Genomic DNA, 19,636 nt, shown 5'->3' on the forward strand with positions numbered 1-19,636 from the left:
CACACTAGCCCGAATGGCGGGCGCATATGCTCGGCCCCGTGGAAAACCACTCCTTGCCCCGCACAGCGGCCTTCTTTGACCTGGACAAGACGGTCATTGCGAAGTCGAGCACGCTCACGTTCAGCAAGTCGTTCTACCAAGGCGGCCTGATCAACCGCAGGGCCGCCCTGCGAACGGCGTACACCCAGTTCGTGTTCCTCGCGGGCGGCGCCGACCACGACCAGATGGAACGGATGCGGAAGTATCTGTCCGCGCTGTGCCGGGGCTGGAACGTCCAACAGGTGAAGGACATCGTCGCCGAGACCCTGCACGACCTGATCGACCCGATCATCTACGACGAGGCCGCCTCCCTCATCGAGGAGCACCACATCGCGGGACGGGACGTGGTCATCGTCTCGACCTCCGGCGCCGAGGTCGTCGAGCCGATCGGCGAGCTCCTCGGCGCGGACCGGGTGGTGGCGACCCGGATGGTCGTCGGCGACGACGGCTGCTTCACCGGCGAGGTGGAGTACTACGCCTACGGTCCGACGAAGGCGGAGGCGATCCGGGAACTGGCCGAGTCCGAGGAGTACGACCTCGCGCACTGCTACGCGTACAGCGACTCGGCGACGGACCTGCCGATGCTGGAGGCCGTGGGCCACCCGCACGCGGTGAACCCGGACCGGACGCTGCGCAAGGAGGCCCTCGCGCGCGGGTGGCCCATTCTCGACTTCCACCGCCCGGTGCGCCTCAAGCAGCGCCTGGCCGTGCGGCCGCGGCCCGCCCTTCTCGCGGCGGCCGCCATAGGCGCCGCGGCGGCCACCGCAGGACTCGTCTGGTACGCGAGCCGGCGCCGCGTGGCGCCCGCCTGACCCGCGACCAGCGCCCCGCTGCCCGCGCCCCGGCAGCGGATTCACCCTCTTTGAACCTAAAAGTAAAGAAGCGCATCGAGGGGTTCCGCTTGCCCAGGTCCTGGAGTAGAAAGGATTCAAGGCCCGCGAGACCAAAGGACATCCGAGAGGATCACCTTTAACAACTCATTTTGGCCCCACGGACCTAGCATGAACACCGGGCACCCACGCGACGTCGACCCGTCGATTACGGGCCAGCCGCACCAGGTCACGGGCCATAGTTCCCGGCCTGATGGGCATATATCGAGGACGCTTGGTAACCGGGTGGACATGCCAGCGGCGGTACGAATTCTCGTACCGCCGCAACCCTTTTCCGGGGGTCTCAGCCGCCCACCCCGCGGGTTTCCGCACCTGACTTTCTACGCCGCCCCACGCTGCAGCGCCTCGCACACGGCCGTCGACTCGCGCGCGCCCAGTTCGATCGCCCTGCCGCAGTGGGAGATCCAGGCGGCCATGCCCTCCGGCGTGCCGGAGGCGTAGCCGTCGAGGGCGGCCAGATAGGCGGCGCGGCCGAGTTCCGCGTGGCCGACCTCCGCCGGGCAGACCGACTTGGGGTCGAGGCCGCTGCCGATCAGGACGATCCGCTCGGCCGCGCGCGCGACGAGGCCGTTGTGGAAACCGAAGGGCCGCAGGGCGAGCAGTTCACCGTGGACGACGGCGGCGGTCACCAGGGCCGGGGCCGAACTGCCCTTGATGATCAGCTCGGAGAGGCCGTCGAGCCGGCCCGCGACCTCCGCCGCACCCGGCAGGGGAAGCTCGACAAGGGGCTCCTCGACGGTCTCGCCGTCCTGTCGCGGACGCCCCACGCGCGCGTCGTCGCTTCCGGCCGCGACCAGGTGCAGACGGGCCAGCACCCGCAGGGGCGACTGCCGCCAGATCGACAGCAGCTGACCCGCCTCGGCGGTGAGCCGCAGCGCGGCGCCCATGGCGCGGGCCTCGTCGTCACCGTCCTGGCCGCTGAAGTCCGTACGGCGACGCACCTCTTCGAGGGCCCAGTCGGCCCCGGACAGTGCCGCCGAGCCGCGCGCGCCCCGCAGGGCCGCCTCGGAGGTGACGGCGTTGCTGCGCCGGCGCATGACGCGGTGGCCGTAGACCCGGTCCACGGACTTGCGCACGGACTCCACGGATTCGGCCACACCGGGAAGCTCTCCCAGGGCCGCGAGCGGATCGGCGGCCGCACCTGTCGTACTCATGAGTGCGACCCTACGCGCACCGTCGGCCGACCCCTCGAAGGAGTGGTCTTCCCCACCGCGCGAACACCCTTGGCGCCCATCCCGCTACCGTTAGTGAACATGAAAATTGCTTTCGTCGGGAAGGGCGGGAGTGGGAAGACCACGCTGTCCGCCCTGTTCATCCGCCACCTCGCCGCCTCGGGCGTCCCCGTCGTCGCCATCGACGCGGACATCAACCAGCACCTGGGCGCCGCCCTCGGCCTCGACGAGTCGGAGGCCGCCGAACTGCCCGCGATGGGCGAGCGGCTGGCGCTGATCAAGAACCATCTGCGGGGCTCCAACCCGCGGATCGCCTCCGCCGAGACGATGATCAAGACCACCCCGCCGGGCGACGGCTCACGTCTGGTGCGGATCTGCGAGCCCAACGCGATCTACGACGCCTGTGCCCGCCCGGTGGAACTCGACGGCGGGGCGGTCCGTTTGATGGTCACCGGCCGCTTCACCGACTCGGATCTGGGGGTCGCCTGCTACCACTCCAAGACGGGAGCGGTGGAGCTGTTCCTGAACCACCTGGTCGACGGCCGCGAGGAGTACGTGGTGGTCGACATGACGGCCGGTTCCGACTCCTTCGCCTCCGGCATGTTCACCCGTTTCGACATGACGTTCCTCGTGGCCGAGCCGACCCGGAGGGGGGTCTCCGTCTATCGCCAGTACAAGGAGTACGCCGCCGACTACGGCGTCGCCCTGAAGGTCGTCGGGAACAAGGTGCACGGCCAGGACGACCTCGACTTCCTCCGCGCCGAGGTCGGGGACGACCTGCTGGTCGCCCTCGGCCGCTCGGACTGGGTGCGCGCCCTGGAGAAGGGCCGCCCGCCCCGCTTCGAGCATCTGGAGGAGGCCAACCGCCGCTCCCTGCGCGCCCTGCACGAGGCCGCCGATGCCACGTACGAGCTGCGCGACTGGGAGCGCTACACCCGTCAGATGGCGCACTTCCACCTGAAGAACGCCACCAGTTGGGGCAACGAGAGGACCGGGGCCGATCTGGCCGCGCAGATCGACCCCGAGTTCATGCTCGGCGAAGAGGTCGCCGCCGCCGTGTGAGTGCGGCTACGGCTTTGCCGCGGGTGCCCCCGGAACCCCCTTCGGGGCCGGTGCCGCTCCGGCGGACAGGAAGGTCTCCCAGCCCCCCTTCGGGGACTGGCCGACCCCCAGGCCGCGCAGCCTGTCCAGGACCTTCGGGTCCTGGGCGTCGAGCCAGTCGGCGAGTTGCCGGAAGGAGACGCAGCGCACCTCGGCCTTGCCGCAGACCGCCTCGATGGCCTCCTCGACGGCGCGCATGTAGACGCCGCCGTTCCAGGACTCGAAATGGTTGCCGATGATCAGGGGCGCGCGGTTGCCCTCGTAGGCGCGCTCGAAGCCCGCGAGCAGCCCGTCACGGAACTGGTCGCCCCATTGCTCGCGCCGGCCGGGTGCTCCCGCCCGGGCGCCGGACTGGTTCACGTAGAAGTTGTAGTCCATGGTCAGCGTCTCGAAGTCCCGCCCCGGGACGGGGACCAGCTGCATCGACAGGTCCCACAGCCCGTCCTTCTTCTCGGGCCAGACCTGATCCCGGACGCCGCTGGTGTCGTAGCGGAAACCCAGGTCCCGGGCGGCCCGCTTGAAGTTCGTCTGCCCCTCCAGACAGGGTGTGCGGGCGCCGATCAACTCCTTGTCGTAGTCGAAGGGCAGGGGTTCGGCCTCCTTCGTTCCGGTGTTGGTCTTCCATGCCTTCACGAACGACTTGGCCTGGGCGATCTCGCTCTTCCACTCCTCGACCGTCCATTCGCCGACCCCGCCGCCGGGACCGCAGAAGTGGCCGTTGAAGTGGGTGCCGATCTCGTTGCCCTCCAGCCATGCGCCGCGCAGCTGTTCCACGGTGTCCTTGATTCCGCGGACGTCGTTGAACCCGATGTCGGAGCGGCCCGGCGAGTGCTGGGGAGGCCGGTACAGGTCCCGCTTCTCCTCCGGCAGCATGTACACGCCGCTCAGGAAGTACGTCATGGTCGCGTCGTTCGCTCGGGCGACCTCGCGGAAGTGCGAGAAGAGCCGTTGGCCGTCCTCCCCCGCGCCGTCCCAGGAGAAGACCACGAACTGCGGGGGCCGCTGACCGGGCTTCAGCCGCTGCGGTCTGGGCAGGTGCGGCTGCACACCGGTGTACGCGGTGGAGCCGTCGCCGATCAGCCGGACCGCCGTCTTGGGCGGCGCCGGGGCGCCCCCCTCCGTGGGCCCACCCTGCCGGCCCTCCTGCTCGGTTCTGTTCGCGCCGGGTGAGCCGGCGGTCGTCGTCGGCTCACCGATCCCGCATCCGGCGAGCGCCGCGGTACAGGTCGCGGCGAGCGTGACTCCGGCGGCGATCCTCTGGGTGACGGCCATGTCCCGCCCACCTTCCTTCGCTCAGGGGCAGAGCGGCCAAGGTCACACAGAGTTCCGATCATGATTAATACGACAAGCCGATGAAAGGCTTCATTCACCCCCACGAGTGATCTAATAACCCATTTGCGGCTAATGTTCTTGCGTGTCCTTTACCCTGCATTACGATTCGTTTACTGAGCGTTGAGAAATCCCGCCACTGAACGCCGTGCCCCACGGGCGCGAACCGACGCGTCCGCGCAGCCCCGGAGGAGACGGGAGAACATGTCCGCCTGCGTCCCCACCCCCACCACCGACCCGGACTCGAACCGGACGGAGCGTGACCACCGACCGCACAGCCCGCCGGAGGGACCGCGTCGCCGGTTCCATGTCTCGGCCGCCGACCTGTCCGCCTCCATCGCGGTCTTCCTGATCGCCCTCCCCCTGTCCCTCGGCATCGCCCTCGCCACCGACGCCCCGCTTCAGGCCGGCCTCGTGGCGGCCGCCGTCGGCGGAATCGTGGCCGGGCGCCTCGGCGGTTCCCCTCTCCAGGTGAGCGGCCCCGCGGCCGGCCTCACCGTCGTCACCGCCGACCTCATCCACCAGTACGGCTGGCGCACCACCTGTGCCATCACCGTCTTCGCCGGCCTCTCCCAACTGGGCCTGGCCCACCTGCGCGTGGCCCGCTCGGCGCTCGCCGTCAGCCCCGCGATCGTGCACGGCATGCTCGCCGGCATCGGCGTCACCATCGCCGTCGCCCAGCTCCACATCGTGCTCGGCGGCACCCCTCAGAGTTCCGTGAGTGCCAATCTCGGGGCCCTGCCCGCCCAGTTGGCGCATGTGCACCCCGCCGCGCTCTCCGTGAGCGTCCTCACCCTCGTCCTGCTGCTCGCCTGGCCCCGACTCCCCGGCCAGGTCGGCCGGCAACTGCGCATGATCCCGGCGGCCCTGGTCGCCGTGGCCGGCGCCACTGCGGCGGCCGCGGTCGCCGCGTTGAGCCTGCCCAAGGTCGAGCTGCCGTCCTGGCGGAGTCACGCCCTGGCCGGAGTGCCCGACGGACCGGTGCTCGGCCTCGTCGCGGCCGTCCTCACCACCACGCTCGTGTGCAGCGTGCAGTCGCTGCTCGGAGCCATCGCCATGGACAAACTGGCGGCGGGACGGACCGACGTACGGCGCTCCGACCTCGACCGCGAACTGCGCGGCCAGGGCGCGGCCAACGTCGTCTCCGGCGCCCTCGGCGGCCTGCCGATCGCCGGCGTCGCCGTCCGCAGCACGGCCAACGTCCGAGCCGGCGCCACCAGCCGGAACTCCACGATGCTGCACGGCGTCTGGGTGGTCGCGGCCACCCTGCTCATGGTGCCCGTCCTGGAGCTGATCCCCCTCGCCTCACTCGCCGCCCTGGTGATGGCCGTCGGTATCCAGATGGTGTCCCTGCACCACATCCGCACGGTCACCCGCCACCGCGAGGTGCTGGTCTACACCGTCACCACCCTCGGGGTCGTCGTCTTCGGCGTCCTGGAGGGCGTCGCGCTCGGCATCGCCGTGGCCGTCGGCGTCGCCCTGCACCGCCTCACCCGCACCCGCATCACCCATGACGAGAGGGACGGAGTCCATCACGTCCATGTGCGCGGCCAGTTGACGTTTCTGGCGGTGCCCCGCCTCAGCCGTGTCCTGCACCAGGTCCCCGTGGGCGCCACCACCATGGTGGAGCTGGACGGCTCATTCATGGACCACGCGGCGTACGAGTCGCTGCAGGACTGGCAGCACGCGCACCACGCGCGGGGCGGCACCGTGGAGATCACCGGCCGCGCCGGGACCCGGATCGCCGAGCCCGCGAGCACCTCGGCGGCCGGCTGCCGCTGCCGGCCCTGGACGCCCTGGCGCAACCACCAGTGCGAGGCCCCGGACACCCCGACCGCGGGCACACCGCAGGAGGAGGCGGCCGAAGGCCCGAACGGTCACCAACTGGCGCGCGGCATCAGTGCGTTCCAGCGCAACACCGCCCCTCTGGTCCGCGGGGAGCTGGCCCGGCTGGCGCGTGAGGGTCAGCAGCCCTCGCAGCTCTTCCTGACCTGCGCCGACTCCCGGCTCGTCACATCGATGATCACCTCCAGTGGTCCCGGCGACCTCTTCGTCGTCCGCAATGTCGGCAACCTCGTCCCGCTGCCCGGCGAGGAGAGCGGCGACGACTCGGTGGCCGCGGCGATCGAGTACGCGGTGGACGTGCTGAAGGTACGGTCCATCACCGTCTGCGGGCACTCCGGCTGCGGCGCGATGCAGGCCCTGCTCAAGACCGATCCGCACGGCGCCCAGACCCCACTCAAGCGCTGGCTGCGGCACGGCCGGCCCAGCCTGGAGCGCGCGACCGACAAGAACCGCCCCTGGGCCCGTCTCGCGGGTCGTGAACCCGCCGACGCCATCGAACAGCTGTGCCTGACCAACATCATCCAGCAGCTGGAACACCTCAGAGCCCACGACTCCGTCGCCCGCGCGCTGCGCGAGGGGATGCTCGAACTGCACGGCATGTACTTCCACGTGGGCGAGGCCCAGGCCTACTTGCTCACGGAAGCAGCGCCCGAGAGCGGAGTCTTCGATCAGGTCACCGGCACGATCGGCCCGTCCGCCCCGGCCGACCCGACCGGGACGGTCCTGTACGACACGCGCGCGTGAACCGATTTCCCTCCGGGTCCGTGGGAAGGGGTGGCGTCCTGGCCGCAGGGCCACCCCGCCCACAGGTCTAAACCAATCCGAAGAAGACCCTTGTCATCGGGGGTCCGGGTCTGATGAGCTGTGGCCTGGGACACAACGGTCGCCCCGGCAAAGCACCGCAAGGGAGATGTCGTGAGCAACGAAAGCCTGGCCAACCTCTTGAAGGAGGAGCGACGCTTCGCGCCGCCCGCTGACCTGGCCGAGAGCGCCAACGTCACGGCCGAGGCGTACGAGCAGGCCAGGGCTGACAGGCTCGGCTTCTGGGCGGCTCAGGCCCGGCGGCTGACCTGGGCCAAGGAGCCGACCGAGACGCTGAATTGGTCGAACCCGCCGTTCGCCAAGTGGTTCGAGGACGGCGAGCTCAACGTCGCGTACAACTGCGTCGACCGGCACGTCGAGGCCGGCAACGGCGACCGGGTCGCCATCCACTTCGAGGGCGAACCCGGAGACAGCCGGGCGATCACCTACGCCGAGCTCAAGGACGAGGTGAGCAAGGCCGCCAACGCCCTGCTGGAGCTGGGTGTCCAGGCGGGCGACCGGGTCGCGGTCTATATGCCGATGATCCCGGAGACGGCCGTGGCGATGCTCGCCTGCGCCCGGATCGGCGCCGCGCACTCCGTCGTCTTCGGCGGTTTCTCCGCGGACGCGCTCGCGACCCGTATCCAGGACGCGGACGCGCGTGTGGTCATCACCTCCGACGGCGGCTACCGGCGCGGCAAGCCCTCCGCGCTCAAGCCCGCCGTGGACGACGCGGCCGACCGGGCCGGCAATGTCGAGCACGTTCTCGTCGTCCGCCGCACCGGCCAGGACGTCGCGTGGAACGACTCCCGTGACGTGTGGTGGCACGAGATCGTCGACCGGCAGAGCAGCGAGCACACCCCCCAGCCCTTCGGGGCCGAGCACCCGCTGTTCATCCTGTACACGTCGGGCACGACGGGTAAGCCCAAGGGCATCCTGCACACCTCCGGCGGCTACCTGACGCAGACGTCGTACACCCACCACGCTGTCTTCGACCTCAAGCCGGAGACGGACGTGTACTGGTGCACGGCCGACGTCGGCTGGGTCACCGGCCACTCGTACATCGTCTACGGGCCCCTGGCGAACGGCGCGACGCAGGTCATGTACGAGGGCACGCCGGACACCCCGCACCAGGGGCGGTTCTGGGAGATCGTGCAGAAGTACGGGGTGACGATCCTCTACACGGCGCCCACGGCCATCCGTACGTTCATGAAGTGGGGCGACGACATCCCCGCGAAGTTCGACCTGTCCTCGCTGCGCGTCCTCGGCTCCGTCGGTGAGCCGATCAACCCCGAGGCGTGGATCTGGTACCGCAAGCACATCGGGGCCGACGCGACGCCGATCGTGGACACCTGGTGGCAGACCGAGACCGGCGCGATGATGATCTCGCCGCTGCCGGGCGTGACGTCGACCAAGCCGGGTTCCGCGCAGACGCCGCTGCCGGGCATCTCCGCGACCGTCGTCGACGACGAGGCCAACGAGGTGCCGAACGGCGGCGGTGGCTATCTCGTCCTCACCGAGCCGTGGCCGTCGATGCTGCGCACCATCTGGGGCGACGACCAGCGCTTCCTCGACACGTACTGGTCGCGGTTCGAGGGCAAGTACTTCGCCGGTGACGGTGCGAAGAAGGACGACGACGGCGACATCTGGCTCCTCGGCCGCGTCGACGACGTGATGCTCGTGTCCGGCCACAACATCTCCACCACCGAGGTGGAGTCCGCGCTCGTCTCGCACCCGTCCGTGGCCGAGGCGGCCGTGGTCGGCGCCGCCGACGAGACCACCGGTCAGGCGATCGTGGCGTTCGTGATCCTGCGCGGCACGGCGAACGCCGAGGACGAGAGCCTCGTCGCCGACCTCCGCAACCACGTGGGCGCCACCCTCGGCCCGATCGCCAAGCCGAAGCGGATCCTGCCGGTGCAGGAGCTGCCGAAGACCCGCTCCGGGAAGATCATGCGGCGCCTGCTGCGTGACGTGGCGGAGAACCGTCAGCTCGGCGACGTCACGACGCTGACCGACTCCACGGTCATGGACCTCATCCAGGCCAAGCTGCCGGCGGCGCCCAGCGAGGACTGACGCGTCACGTACGGCCTCCGGGGCACCCGGCGACAAGCGCGCCGGGTGCCCCTTAGCTAAACTAAAGAACAGGTGTGCCGGGAAGTCTGGTCGGCGAGCGTTCCGTGCTGTCCACCGACCGGAGGTCCCCATCGTGGCCGCGTCCCGCACCACCCCCGCCCGCAAGGTCCTCGGCCGGCTCTCCCTGCCCGAGCGGACCTTCGTGGCGGACGCGCTGCGCACGGAGACCGTCGGGGGTGTGCTGCTGCTCCTGGCTGCCGTCACCGCGCTGGTCTGGGTCAACGTCCCCGCACTGCACGACAGCTACGAGAGCGTCAGCCACTTCCGGTTCGGCCCCGCGGCGCTCGGCCTCGACCTGTCCGTGGCGCACTGGGCGGCCGACGGGCTCCTCGCGATCTTCTTCTTCGTCGCCGGCATCGAACTCAAACGCGAACTGGTAGCCGGTGACCTCAAGGACCCCAGAACGGCCGCGCTGCCCGTGATCGCCGCGCTGTGCGGCATGGCCGTACCCGCGCTCGTCTACACGCTCACCAACCTCACCGGCGGCGGCTCCCTGGCCGGCTGGGCGGTGCCCACGGCCACCGACATCGCCTTCGCGCTGGCCGTCCTCGCCGTCATCGGCACCTCCCTGCCGAACGCGCTGCGGGCCTTTCTGCTCACCCTCGCCGTCGTCGACGACCTGTGCGCGATCCTGATCATCGCGGTGTTCTTCACCGACGGCCTGAACTTCGCCGCACTCGGCGGCGCGTTCGCCGGCCTCGCCGTGTTCTGGCTGCTGCTGAGGAAGGGCGTACACGGGTGGTACGTGTACGTACCGCTCGCGCTCGTCGTCTGGGGGCTGATGTACAACAGCGGCGTGCACGCCACCATCGCCGGGGTCGCGATGGGGCTCATGCTGCGCTGCACCCGGCGCGAAGGGGAGCAGCGCTCCCCCGGCGAACACATCGAGCATCTGGCGCGCCCCCTGTCAGCCGGTCTCGCGGTGCCGCTGTTCGCCCTGTTCAGCGCCGGGGTCGCGGTGTCGAGCAACGCGCTGGCGAAGGTGTTCACGCAGCCGGAGACGCTCGGGGTGGTGCTCGGGCTGGTCGTCGGCAAGGCGGTCGGGATCTTCGGCGGGACCTGGCTGACCGCCCGCTTCACCCGGGCCTCGCTCTCCGAGGACCTGTCCTGGCCGGACGTCTTCGCCGTCTCCTCCCTCGCCGGGATCGGCTTCACCGTGTCGCTGCTCATCGGCGAACTGGCCTTCGAGGGTGACCAGGTGCTCACCGACGGCGTCAAGGCCGCCGTCCTCACCGGTTCCCTCGTCGCGGCGGTCCTGGCGACCGTCCTTTTGAAGCTGCGGAACTCCAAGTACCAGGCCCTGTGGGCCGCCGAGGAGCGCGACGACGATCTCGACGGCATCCCCGACATCTACGAACAGGGTGACCCGGCGTACCACCTGCGCATGGCGGAGATCTACGAACGCAAGGCCGCCGAACATCGCAGGCTTGCCGAAGTGGCGGGCGGGGCAGGCGTCGGCGACGACGGTCCGGCATGATCTGACAGGACCGTAGACAGGACCGTACAAACGCATATGAGGGAGATCCCGATGAGCGCACCCGACGGCAGCCCGGTCGGAGCCGAACGCAGCGTCGGCCAGCTGTTCGCCTCGGCGACGGCCGAGATGTCCGCGCTGGTGCACGACGAGATCGCGCTGGCCAAGGCCCAGCTCAGGCAGGACGTCAAGCGCGGCATGGTCGGCGGTGGCGCGTTCACGGCCGCCGGCGCGGTGCTGATCTTCTCCCTGCCGATGCTGAGCTTCGCCCTGGCGTACGGCATCCGCACCTGGAGCGACTGGAACCTGGCGATCTGCTTCCTGCTGTCGTTCGCGGCGAACGTGCTGGTCGCCGTCGTCCTGGCGGTCGTCGGCGTCGTCTTCTCCAAGAAGGCCAAGAAGGGGCAGGGCCCGCAGAAGGTCGCCGCGTCCATGAAGGAGACGGCGGGTGTGCTGCAGAACGCCAAGCCGCACCCCCGTCGGACCGCCCCGGCCGACGGCGCCGTCGAGGCTGTGGCACGCTCGACGTCATGACCGACCCCGCGACCGCACCGGCCGCCCCCTCGAATCAGCCCGCGTCTCCCGTACGGCTCGACGTGCCCGGCGCCAAGGAGCTGATCCACCGGGACGTGGCCGCCAACGGCGCGCGTTTCCACATCGCCGAGGTGGGCGACGGACCGCTGGTGCTGCTGCTGCACGGCTTCCCGCAGTTCTGGTGGACCTGGCGGCACCAGCTGGTCGCCCTCGCCGAGGCCGGCTTCCGGGCCGTGGCCATGGATCTGCGCGGGGTCGGCGGCAGCGACCGCACCCCCCGGGGTTACGACCCGGCGAACCTCGCCCTCGACATCACCGGGGTCGTACGCTCCCTCGGCGAGCCCGACGCCGCGCTGGTCGGTCACGACCTGGGCGGCTATCTGGCGTGGACGGCTGCCGTGATGCGCCCCAAGCTCGTCCGGCGGCTCGCCGTCTCCTCCATGCCGCACCCCCGGCGCTGGCGCTCGGCGATGCTCTCCGACGTCAAGCAGACCTCCGCGGGCTCCTACATCTGGGGATTCCAGCGACCTTGGATCCCCGAGCGGCAGCTCACCGCGGACGACGGCGCCCTGGTCGGCCGGCTGATCCGGGACTGGTCGGGGCCGCGGCTGCCCGACGACGAGGCCGTGGAGGCGTACCAGCGGGCGATGTGCATCCCGTCGACCGCGCACTGCTCGATCGAGCCGTACCGGTGGATGGTGCGGTCCCTGGCCCGCCCGGACGGCATCCAGTTCAACCGCCGGATGAAGCGGCCGGTCCGGGTGCCCACCCTCCATCTGCACGGTTCGCTCGACCCGGTGATGCGCACGCGCAGCGCGGCCGGATCCGGGGAGTACGTCGAAGCGCCGTACCGTTGGCGGCTGTTCGACGGTCTGGGACACTTCCCGCACGAGGAGGACCCGGTGGCGTTCTCGACCGAACTCATCAACTGGCTGAAGGACCCCGAGCCCGACCGGTGAGTCGGCCGGGCCGCCCGCTATCCGAACGTGAACACCTGTTCCACGAACAGCCACTTGCCCGGCGCATAGGCCAATTGGGGGGCGTGGGGGCGGTTATCGACCTTGGGGCGGGGGCACACGTCGGGGTATGGGCTGGACGCACGACTACAGTGACGCAGCACGCAACCGCCGCTCGGCCTCGGGCCTGAGCTCCCACCAGAGGGGCGGCCCGCAACTGCAGGGCACCGATCCCCGGCTGGGCATTCCGCGCATCCTGCGCCGCCGGGCCCGCTGGGTCTCGGCCCGGCTGCGCCATCCTCGTCCCTGACCCCTGCGGGGCGACCCGCACAGGACCTCACACCACCGGCCCTGCCCGGCCTCAGAGCGCGCAGCTGTCGCTGTCCACCTGCTGGTTGGCCGTACGGCCCTTGGCGATGTCCTCCTCGACCTCGTCCGCGGTGAGGGCGTAGCCCGTCTCCGGGTCGTCGAGGGACTTCGCGAAGACCACGCCGTAGACCTTGCCTTCGGGCGTGAGCAGCGGGCCGCCGGAGTTGCCCTGACGGACGGTCGCGTACAGCGAGTAGACGTCACGGTGGACGGTGCCGCGCTTGTAGATGTCGGCGCCGTTGGCCGTGATGCGACCGCGCACGCGCGCGGGCCGGATGTCGTACGCGCCGTTCTCCGGGAAGCCCGCCACGATCGCGTCGTCGCTGCTGACGGCGTCCTTGGTGGTGAACTTCAGCGCGGGCGCCTTGAGGCTGGGCACGTCCAGTACGGCGATGTCGCGCTCCCAGTCGTAGAGGACGACCTTGGCGTCGTACTTGCGGCCCTCACCGCCGATCTGGACGGTGGGTTCGTCGACTCCACCGACCACGTGCGCGTTGGTCATGACCCGGCGCTCGCCGAAGACGAAGCCGGTGCCTTCGAGGACCTTGCCGCAACTCTGGGCGGTGCCCATGACCTTGACGATGGATCGCTTGGCGCGCTGGGCGACCGGGCTGCTCGCGAGCGCCGGGTCGGGGGGCTGGACCTCGGTGATCGGCTCGTTCGAGAACGGGCTGAAGACCTGCGGGAAGCCGTTCTGCGTGAGGACCGAGGAGAAGTCCGCGAACCAGGTGTCCGCCTGGGTGGGCAGGGCGCCGGCCACGCCCTGGAGCACCTTGGAGTTGCGGACCTCCTTGCCGAGCGTCGGCAGGGTCGTTCCGGCGAGTGCGGAACCGATCAGCCAGGCGACCAGGAGCATGGCGACGACGTTGACCAGGGCGCCGCCGGTGGCGTCCAGGGCTCGGGCCGGGGACCAAGTGATGTAGCGGCGCAGTTTGTTGCCGAGGTGGGTGGTCAGGGCCTGGCCGACGGAGGCGCAGACGATCACGATGACCACGGCGACGACCGCGGCGGCCGTGCTGACCTCGGAGTTGTCGGTCATCCAGTCCCAGATGAAGGGCAGGGCGTAGACCGCGACGAGACCGCCGCCGAGGAAGCCGATCACCGAGAGGATGCCGACGACGAAGCCCTGTCGGTAGCCCACGATCGCGAACCAGACAGCGGCGACCAGCAACAGGATGTCCAGCACGTTCACCGCTTCAAGCCTCGCCTCGTCACTACGCGATCACTACAGGCCGACCGGGGCACCGGTCCGCCGCGCGGCGACAGGGGGCCGCAACCGGCCCCAAAAGACGCAGCACGGCAGACACCCTGTCATGAGCGCCAGTCGAGCGGGACCTGCTTCTCGCGGTCCCACGGGCGTTCCCAGCCCGAGTAGTGCAGCAGACGGTCGATCACTCCGGCCGTGAAACCCCACACCAGGGCTGATTCGACCAGAAATGCCGGACCCGCGTAGCCGCGGGGGTGCACGGCGGTGGCTCTGTTGGCGGGATCCGTGAGATCCGCCACGGGGACGGTGAAGACGCGGGCGGTCTCGTTCGGATCGACCACCCGCACCGGGGTGGGGCGGCGCCACCAGCCCAGGACGGGGGTCACGACGAAGCCGCTGACCGGGATGTAGAGCTTGGGCAGCACACCGAAGAGCTGGACACCGGCGGGGTCGAGGCCGGTCTCCTCCTCGGCCTCGCGCAGGGCGGCGCGCAGCGGGCCGTCGGTCCCCGGGTCGCCGTCCTCGGGGTCGAGGGCGCCGCCCGGGAACGACGGCTGGCCCGCGTGCGATCTGAGCGAGCCGGCGCGCTCCATGAGCAGCAACTCGGGCCCTTCGGGGCCGTCACCGAACAGGATCAGGACCGCCGACTGCCGCCCCGAGCCGTTCTCCGGGGGCAGGAAGCGGCTCAGCTGGAGCGGCTCGACCGTCTCGGCGGCGCGCACCACCGGGTCCAGCCAGGTGGGCAGGCCGGTCTTGTCCAGGGCGACGGGCCCGGCCCACGCGTGGTGCCCCGTCTGGTGTCCGTTGTCGGTGTCCGTGCCGCCGTCCGTCCGGCTCGCGCGTGTCATAGCCACCCCCGTCGTTCTTCCGGTCCCAACGCCCGGAGGACCCCTGATCGTTCCACTTGGCCCCCGCGTCCCTCGTGTGGGTGCCGGCGGCCGGGGTGGGGAAGACACACGGCGGGCGCGGTGGGGTGTGGGTTCGGGTGGGCGGTGCAGGGTGTCATCCGGCGGCTCCGAGGGGCGGGGCCGGGATGCCGCCCGCGTCCAGGTAGGACTGCGGAGGCTTGAGACGCTGTCCGGGGAAGCCGCCCTTCTCGTACTTCAGGAGCTTCCTGGCCTTCTCCGGGTCCGTCTCGCCCTCGCCGAACGCCGGGCAGAGCGGAGCGATGGGGCATGCCCCGCAGGCCGGCTTGCGGGCGTGGCAGATGCGGCGGCCGTGGAAGATCACGTGGTGCGACAGCATCGTCCACTCGCTCTTGGGGAAGAGCGCGCCGATGGCCGCTTCGATCTTGTCCGGGTCGGTCGCCTCGGTCCATCGCCAGCGCCGTACGAGTCGCTGAAAGTGGGTGTCCACGGTGATGCCGGGCCTGCCGAACGCGTTGCCCAGCACCACGAAGGCCGTCTTGCGGCCGACGCCGGGCAGCTTGACGAGGTCTTCGAGACGGCCGGGAACCTCGCCCCCGTGGTTCTCCACCAGGGCCTTCGACAGCCCCATCACCGACTTCGTCTTGGCCCGGAAGAACCCGCAGGGCCGCAGGATCTCCTCGACCTCCTGCGGGTCGGCCGCGGCCAGGTCCTCGGGGGTGGGGTACTTCGCGAAGAGCGCCGGTGTCGTCTGGTTGACCCGCAGGTCGGTCGTCTGCGCGGACAGGACCGTCGCCACGATCAGCTGGAAGGAGTTCTCGAAGTCCAGCTCCGGGTGCGCGTACGGGTACACCTCGGCGAGCTCGCGGTTGATGCGACGGGCACGGCGGACGAGGGCGGTCCGGGACTCGGGCTTGGCCGCCGCGGGCGTCCTGCGGGCCGGGGCAGCCCCTTGCGTCTCGGCCGCCTTCTTCGCGCCTGTCGTCCTCGGGGCAGCGGCGGCCTTCTTCACCGGGGCCGCTCTTTTCACCGGGCCCGCTTTCGCCGGGGCCGTGGTCTTCCGGGCGGGGTTCTCCGCCGCTGATGGATCGGACACCTTCGTCGCCTTTGCCGTTTTGTTCGCTCCCGTGGGGCCCTGTTCGCCCACAGCGGAATCACGCCGCACAACCACCCGCCCAGCCCCCTCGGCCTGCGCTCTCACCGGCGATTTGGACACCCGGCCAGCCTAAAGCCCGGCACCGACATCCGCCCCGGGCCCAGAAGATCGGCCCCCAATTGGACCCCTGACGCTTACCCCGGGACATGTGTGCGGCATCCTTGTGACAGATCACACTGTTTGGACCGTCCGGCAAGATGGGGAACACGGTCCCCTGGTAGTACGGGGAGCAAGATCCCCTGAGCAGGTCGACAAGGAGAGAACTCGTGGACGACGTTCTGCGGCGCGCCCCGCTCTTCGCGGCGCTCGATGACGAGCAGGCCGCGGAGCTCCGCGCCTCCATGAGTGAGGTGACCCTCGCGCGCGGTGACGCTCTCTTCCACGAGGGCGACCCGGGTGACCGCCTGTACGTGGTCACCGAGGGCAAGGTGAAGCTGCACCGCGCGTCGCCCGACGGCCGCGAGAACATGCTGGCCGTGCTCGGCCCCGGTGAGCTGATCGGCGAGCTGTCGCTGTTCGACCCGGGCCCGCGCACCGCGACGGCCACCGCGCTGACCGAGGTCAAGCTCCTGGGCCTCGGCCACGGCGACCTCCAGCCCTGGCTGAACGCGCGGCCCGAGGTGGCGGCGGCGCTGCTGCGCGCGGTCGCGCGGCGTCTGCGCAAGACCAACGACCAGATGTCCGACCTGGTCTTCTCGGACGTGCCCGGGCGGGTCGCCCGTGCGCTCCTGGACCTCTCCCGCCGCTTCGGCGTGCAGTCGGAGGAAGGCATCCACGTGGTGCACGACCTCACGCAGGAGGAGCTGGCGCAGCTCGTCGGCGCCTCCCGGGAGACCGTGAACAAGGCGCTGGCGGACTTCGCGCAGCGCGGATGGCTGCGCCTGGAGGCTCGCGCGGTGATCCTGCTGGACGTGGAGCGACTGGCCAAGCGGTCTCGCTGACGCGGGGGTTGCGGTACGCCGGTGGGGTTCGTCTCGTTTCTCGGGACGGGCCCCGTTGTCGCGTTCAGGGACCCGGGGGCGCCCCCTCGAACCCCCCTGGACGCGCCTGGGAGGGGCCTGTGGGGCCTGAGAGGGTCCTGAGGTCCGGTGTGACGCCCCGGACGTCCGTGAAGCCCGGAGGCGGGCACTCAGGCTCGGGGATCGGCCAGACCAGGGGCACGTTCGATCAGGGCGCGCCATATTCGGTCAGATCAGGCCGTGTTCGGTGAGGTACTCCAGCTGTGCCCGTACCGAGAGTTCCGCGGCGGGCCACAGGGAGCGGTCGACGTCCGCGTAGACGTGGGCGACCACCTCGCCCGGAGTGCGGTAGCCGTTCTCGACGGCCGTCTCGACCTGGGCGAGCCGGTGGGCGCGGTGGGCGAGGTAGAACTCGACGGCGCCCTGGGCGTCCTCCAGGACGGGGCCGTGGCCGGGGAGGACGGTGTGGACGCCGTCGTCGACCGTGAGGGACCTGAGGCGGCGCAGGGAGTCGAGGTAGTCGCCGAGGCGGCCGTCGGGGTGGGCCACCACGGTCGTGCCGCGCCCGAGGACGGTGTCCCCGGTCAGGACGGCCCGGTCGGCCGGGATGTGGAAGCAGAGCGAGTCGGCGGTGTGGCCGGGGGTCGGGACGACACGGAGTTCGAGGCCGCCGAGCGAGACGACGTCGCCCGCGCCCAGTCCTTCGTCGCCGAGCCGCAGCGCCGGGTCCAGGGCCCGCACGTTCGTCCCGGTCAGCTCGGCGAAGCGGGCGGCGCCCTCCGCGTGGTCGGGGTGCCCGTGTGTGAGCAGGGTCAGCGCGATGCGTCGGCCGGCCTTCTCGGCCGTGTCGACGACGTTGCGCAGATGAGCGTCGTCCAGCGGACCGGGGTCGATCACGACGGCGAGCTCGGAGTCCGGTTCGGAGACGATCCAGGTGTTGGTGCCGTCCAGCGTCATCACTGAGGCGTTCGGCGCGAGCACGTTGACGGCACGCGCGGTGGCGGGGCCGGACAGGACACCGCCCCTGGGCTGGCCGGGAAGGGCTGCTGCGTCGGTCATGCGGAGGTGCCTTCCAGCGGGACGGTGGGAGTGTCACGGTGTCGGTCGCGGGCCCGTACGGCGCCCCGGCGGCCGCGCGGCGCTGCGGGGGACATGTGCGTAGACCCGGGCCCAGCGCCCGAGCGGCCCGGGAGGGCCGTCGCCGACGGGAGGGCTGTCGCCTGCGGGAGGGCTGTCGCCGCGGTCATGCGGGGTCTCCGGCGGCCGGAACGCGCTTGGTGAACTCGTCGTGGCCCGGCCAGAAGAGGACCACGTCGTCGTTCTCCAGGCGGGCCCGGGCGAGGACGGGTGTCAGGTCGCGTGCGGGTGCGGCGGCGAGCGCGGCGGCGGCCGAGTCGTACTCCGCGAGTCCGCGCAGGGTCGCGATGGTGGGCGGCATCATCATCAGCTCGCCCTTGTCGTAGCCGTCCGCCGCGTCCCGGGGGCGGATCCACACCGTGCGGTCGGCCTCCGTGGAGGCGTTGCGGGTGCGCTGGCCCTGTGGGAGGGCCGCCACGAAGAACCAGGTGTCGTAGCGGCGGGCCTCGAACTCGGGGGTGATCCAGCGCGCCCAGGCGCCGAGGAGATCGGAGCGCAGGACCAGTCCCCGGCGCTCCAGGAACTCGGCGAAGGACAGCTCCCTCGCGGCCACCGCCGCGCGGTCGGCCTCCCAGTCGTCGCCCGTGGTGTCGTCGATCACGGTGTCGGGGCTCGGCCCGGCGAGCAGGACGCCCGCCTCCTCGTACGTCTCCCGGACGGCCGCGCAGACGATCGCCTGCGCGTCGTTCTCGTCGACGCCGAGCCGGGACGCCCACCACGCGCGCGTGGGGCCCGCCCAGCGGATGTGCCGGTCGTCGTCGCGCGGGTCCACGCCGCCGCCCGGATACGCGTACGCGCCCCCGGCGAAGGCCATCGAGGCGCGTCTGCGCAGCATGTGCACGACCGGGGTGTCGGCCGTGTCCTTGAGCAGCATGACGGTGGCGGCCCGCCTGGGGATCGCCGGTGTCAGCGTGCCGGCCGCCAGTGCGCGGATACGGTCCGGCCACTCGGCTGGGTACCACTGCCCGTTTGCCATGGGCGGAGGCTAACTCGTCACGGGCTGATGTTCGAGTGAGCCTCCGCGATCCTGGCGGGCCTAGGCGGTGGCCAGCTCCACCTGGAGTTCCACCTCGACCGGCGCGTCCAGCGGCAGGACCGCCACGCCGACCGCGCTGCGCGCGTGGACGCCCTTGTCGCCGAAGACGGCACCCAGGAGTTCGCTCGCGCCGTTCAGTACGGCGGGCTGGCCGGTGAAGTCGGAGGCCGAGGCCACGAAGCCGACGACCTTCACCACGCGCGCGACGCGGTCCAGGTCGCCCGCCACCGACTTGACGGCGGCGAGGGCGTTCAGCGCGCAGGTGCGGGCGAGTTCCTTGGCCTCCTCGGGGGTGACCTCGGCGCCGACCTTGCCGGTGACGGGCAGCTTGCCGTCCACCATGGGCAGCTGCCCGGCGGTGTAGACGTACACCCCGCTGCGCACGGCCGGCTGGTACGCGGCGAGCGGCGGGACGACCTCGGGCAGCCTCAGCCCGAGTTCCGCGAGCTTCGCCTCGACGGCGCTCACGGCTTGGGCCGCTTCAGGTAGGCCACCAGCTGCTCGGGGTTGTTCGGCCCGGGCACGACCTGGACGAGCTCCCAGCCGTCCTCGCCCCAGGTGTCCAGAATCTGCTTCGTGGCGTGGACGAGCAGCGGCACGGTTGCGTATTCCCACTTGGTCATGTGGCCGAC

18 protein-coding genes are annotated in these 19,636 nt (G+C 70.9%); 9 read left to right on the forward strand and 9 right to left on the reverse strand.

The genetic code is table 11. The annotated features are described in order from the left end of the window. The first annotated feature begins 26 nt into the window (after positions 1-26). On the forward strand, positions 27-851 hold the full coding sequence (locus tag PUR53_RS32615; RefSeq protein ID WP_329899711.1) for an HAD family hydrolase: 825 nt from the start codon (positions 27-29) through the stop codon (positions 849-851). A 398-nt stretch (positions 852-1,249) separates the two neighbouring features. On the opposite strand, the gene PUR53_RS32620 is transcribed toward PUR53_RS32615, so the two are convergent. After that, positions 1,250-2,083, reverse strand: coding sequence for an oxidoreductase (locus PUR53_RS32620; protein ID WP_329899710.1), 834 nt, complete (start codon positions 2,081-2,083; stop codon positions 1,250-1,252). A 99-nt stretch (positions 2,084-2,182) separates the two neighbouring features. On the opposite strand from PUR53_RS32620, the gene PUR53_RS32625 reads away from it, so the two are divergent. Further along, the gene (locus PUR53_RS32625) at positions 2,183-3,163 is read left to right on the forward strand and encodes an ATP-binding protein (RefSeq protein ID WP_329899709.1); all 981 of its coding nucleotides are present in this window, start codon (positions 2,183-2,185) and stop codon (positions 3,161-3,163) included. A gap of 6 nt (positions 3,164-3,169) precedes the next feature. On the opposite strand, the gene PUR53_RS32630 is transcribed toward PUR53_RS32625, so the two are convergent. Then, positions 3,170-4,474: a hypothetical protein gene (locus PUR53_RS32630; RefSeq protein ID WP_329899708.1), complete on the reverse strand. Its 1,305-nt coding sequence runs from the start codon at positions 4,472-4,474 to the stop codon at positions 3,170-3,172. A gap of 261 nt (positions 4,475-4,735) precedes the next feature. Between PUR53_RS32630 and PUR53_RS32635 the strand changes: the two genes are divergently transcribed. From PUR53_RS32635 to PUR53_RS32660, 6 genes are all read left to right on the forward strand, one after another. Then, a complete protein-coding gene (locus tag PUR53_RS32635; RefSeq protein ID WP_329910640.1) occupies positions 4,736-7,120 on the forward strand; it encodes a SulP family inorganic anion transporter in 2,385 nt (794 codons plus the stop codon). Positions 7,121-7,291: 171 nt separating this feature from the next. After that, positions 7,292-9,250, forward strand: a complete 1,959-nt coding sequence (acs, locus tag PUR53_RS32640) for an acetate--CoA ligase (RefSeq protein WP_329899706.1) — start codon at positions 7,292-7,294, stop codon at positions 9,248-9,250. A 133-nt stretch (positions 9,251-9,383) separates the two neighbouring features. After that, positions 9,384-10,787: a Na+/H+ antiporter NhaA gene (gene nhaA / locus PUR53_RS32645; protein WP_329910642.1), complete on the forward strand. Its 1,404-nt coding sequence runs from the start codon at positions 9,384-9,386 to the stop codon at positions 10,785-10,787. Positions 10,788-10,838: 51 nt separating this feature from the next. Then, positions 10,839-11,318: a phage holin family protein gene (locus tag PUR53_RS32650; protein ID WP_329899704.1), complete on the forward strand. Its 480-nt coding sequence runs from the start codon at positions 10,839-10,841 to the stop codon at positions 11,316-11,318. Next, positions 11,315-12,277, forward strand: coding sequence for an alpha/beta fold hydrolase (locus tag PUR53_RS32655; RefSeq protein WP_329899703.1), 963 nt, complete (start codon positions 11,315-11,317; stop codon positions 12,275-12,277). Before PUR53_RS32650 ends, PUR53_RS32655 begins: the two co-directional genes overlap by 4 nt. A gap of 127 nt (positions 12,278-12,404) precedes the next feature. Next, complete coding sequence (locus PUR53_RS32660) at positions 12,405-12,584, forward strand: hypothetical protein (RefSeq protein WP_078853953.1); 180 nt, start codon at positions 12,405-12,407, stop codon at positions 12,582-12,584. A gap of 51 nt (positions 12,585-12,635) precedes the next feature. On the opposite strand, the gene PUR53_RS32665 is transcribed toward PUR53_RS32660, so the two are convergent. From PUR53_RS32665 to nth, 3 genes are all read right to left on the reverse strand, one after another. Continuing rightward, the gene (locus PUR53_RS32665) at positions 12,636-13,835 is read right to left on the reverse strand and encodes a MarP family serine protease (protein ID WP_329899702.1); all 1,200 of its coding nucleotides are present in this window, start codon (positions 13,833-13,835) and stop codon (positions 12,636-12,638) included. A gap of 119 nt (positions 13,836-13,954) precedes the next feature. Next, on the reverse strand, positions 13,955-14,698 hold the full coding sequence (locus PUR53_RS32670; RefSeq protein ID WP_329899701.1) for an NUDIX hydrolase: 744 nt from the start codon (positions 14,696-14,698) through the stop codon (positions 13,955-13,957). Positions 14,699-14,852: 154 nt separating this feature from the next. Continuing rightward, a complete protein-coding gene (gene nth / locus PUR53_RS32675; protein ID WP_443078226.1) occupies positions 14,853-15,881 on the reverse strand; it encodes an endonuclease III in 1,029 nt (342 codons plus the stop codon). Positions 15,882-16,138: 257 nt separating this feature from the next. On the opposite strand from nth, the gene PUR53_RS32680 reads away from it, so the two are divergent. Then, entirely contained in the window at positions 16,139-16,813 is a 675-nt protein-coding gene (locus PUR53_RS32680; protein WP_005476003.1) for a Crp/Fnr family transcriptional regulator, read from the forward strand. Positions 16,814-17,059: 246 nt separating this feature from the next. Here the strand turns inward: PUR53_RS32680 and PUR53_RS32685 are convergent, their stop codons facing one another. The 4 genes from PUR53_RS32685 to PUR53_RS32700 all read right to left on the reverse strand — a co-directional run bounded on the left by PUR53_RS32685 (position 17,060) and on the right by PUR53_RS32700 (position 19,627). Further along, positions 17,060-17,890 (reverse strand): MBL fold metallo-hydrolase, encoded by an 831-nt coding sequence (locus PUR53_RS32685; protein ID WP_329910643.1) that lies wholly within the window; start codon positions 17,888-17,890, stop codon positions 17,060-17,062. 184 nt (positions 17,891-18,074) lie between these two features. Further along, positions 18,075-18,944 carry an NUDIX hydrolase gene (locus tag PUR53_RS32690; RefSeq protein WP_329910645.1) on the reverse strand — a complete coding sequence of 290 codons (870 nt, stop codon included), beginning with the start codon at positions 18,942-18,944 and terminating at the stop codon, positions 18,075-18,077. Positions 18,945-19,004: 60 nt separating this feature from the next. Beyond that, a complete protein-coding gene (locus PUR53_RS32695; protein ID WP_329899697.1) occupies positions 19,005-19,472 on the reverse strand; it encodes a RidA family protein in 468 nt (155 codons plus the stop codon). Next, positions 19,469-19,627 carry a DUF4177 domain-containing protein gene (locus PUR53_RS32700; protein WP_086785308.1) on the reverse strand — a complete coding sequence of 53 codons (159 nt, stop codon included), beginning with the start codon at positions 19,625-19,627 and terminating at the stop codon, positions 19,469-19,471. Before PUR53_RS32700 ends, PUR53_RS32695 begins: the two co-directional genes overlap by 4 nt. Positions 19,628-19,636: the final 9 nt, after the last annotated feature.

This window comes from Streptomyces sp. SP18BB07, from assembly GCF_036322545.1.
In the GTDB taxonomy this organism is placed as follows: domain Bacteria; phylum Actinomycetota; class Actinomycetes; order Streptomycetales; family Streptomycetaceae; genus Streptomyces; species Streptomyces deccanensis.

What these genes read in the sequence shown, in the direction of transcription:
- PUR53_RS32615 (WP_329899711.1), top strand. Translation starts at nt 27, where the DNA reads ATGCTCGGCCCCGTGGAAAACCACTCCTTGCCCCGCACAGCGGCCTTC.
- PUR53_RS32620 (WP_329899710.1), bottom strand. Translation starts at nt 2,083, where the DNA reads ATGAGTACGACAGGTGCGGCCGCCGATCCGCTCGCGGCCCTGGGAGAG.
- PUR53_RS32625 (WP_329899709.1), top strand. Translation starts at nt 2,183, where the DNA reads ATGAAAATTGCTTTCGTCGGGAAGGGCGGGAGTGGGAAGACCACGCTG.
- PUR53_RS32630 (WP_329899708.1), bottom strand. Translation starts at nt 4,474, where the DNA reads ATGGCCGTCACCCAGAGGATCGCCGCCGGAGTCACGCTCGCCGCGACC.
- PUR53_RS32635 (WP_329910640.1), top strand. Translation starts at nt 4,736, where the DNA reads ATGTCCGCCTGCGTCCCCACCCCCACCACCGACCCGGACTCGAACCGG.
- PUR53_RS32650 (WP_329899704.1), top strand. Translation starts at nt 10,839, where the DNA reads ATGAGCGCACCCGACGGCAGCCCGGTCGGAGCCGAACGCAGCGTCGGC.
- PUR53_RS32655 (WP_329899703.1), top strand. Translation starts at nt 11,315, where the DNA reads ATGACCGACCCCGCGACCGCACCGGCCGCCCCCTCGAATCAGCCCGCG.
- PUR53_RS32660 (WP_078853953.1), top strand. Translation starts at nt 12,405, where the DNA reads ATGGGCTGGACGCACGACTACAGTGACGCAGCACGCAACCGCCGCTCG.
- PUR53_RS32670 (WP_329899701.1), bottom strand. Translation starts at nt 14,698, where the DNA reads ATGACACGCGCGAGCCGGACGGACGGCGGCACGGACACCGACAACGGA.
- PUR53_RS32685 (WP_329910643.1), bottom strand. Translation starts at nt 17,890, where the DNA reads ATGACCGACGCAGCAGCCCTTCCCGGCCAGCCCAGGGGCGGTGTCCTG.
- PUR53_RS32690 (WP_329910645.1), bottom strand. Translation starts at nt 18,944, where the DNA reads ATGGCAAACGGGCAGTGGTACCCAGCCGAGTGGCCGGACCGTATCCGC.
- PUR53_RS32700 (WP_086785308.1), bottom strand. Translation starts at nt 19,627, where the DNA reads ATGACCAAGTGGGAATACGCAACCGTGCCGCTGCTCGTCCACGCCACG.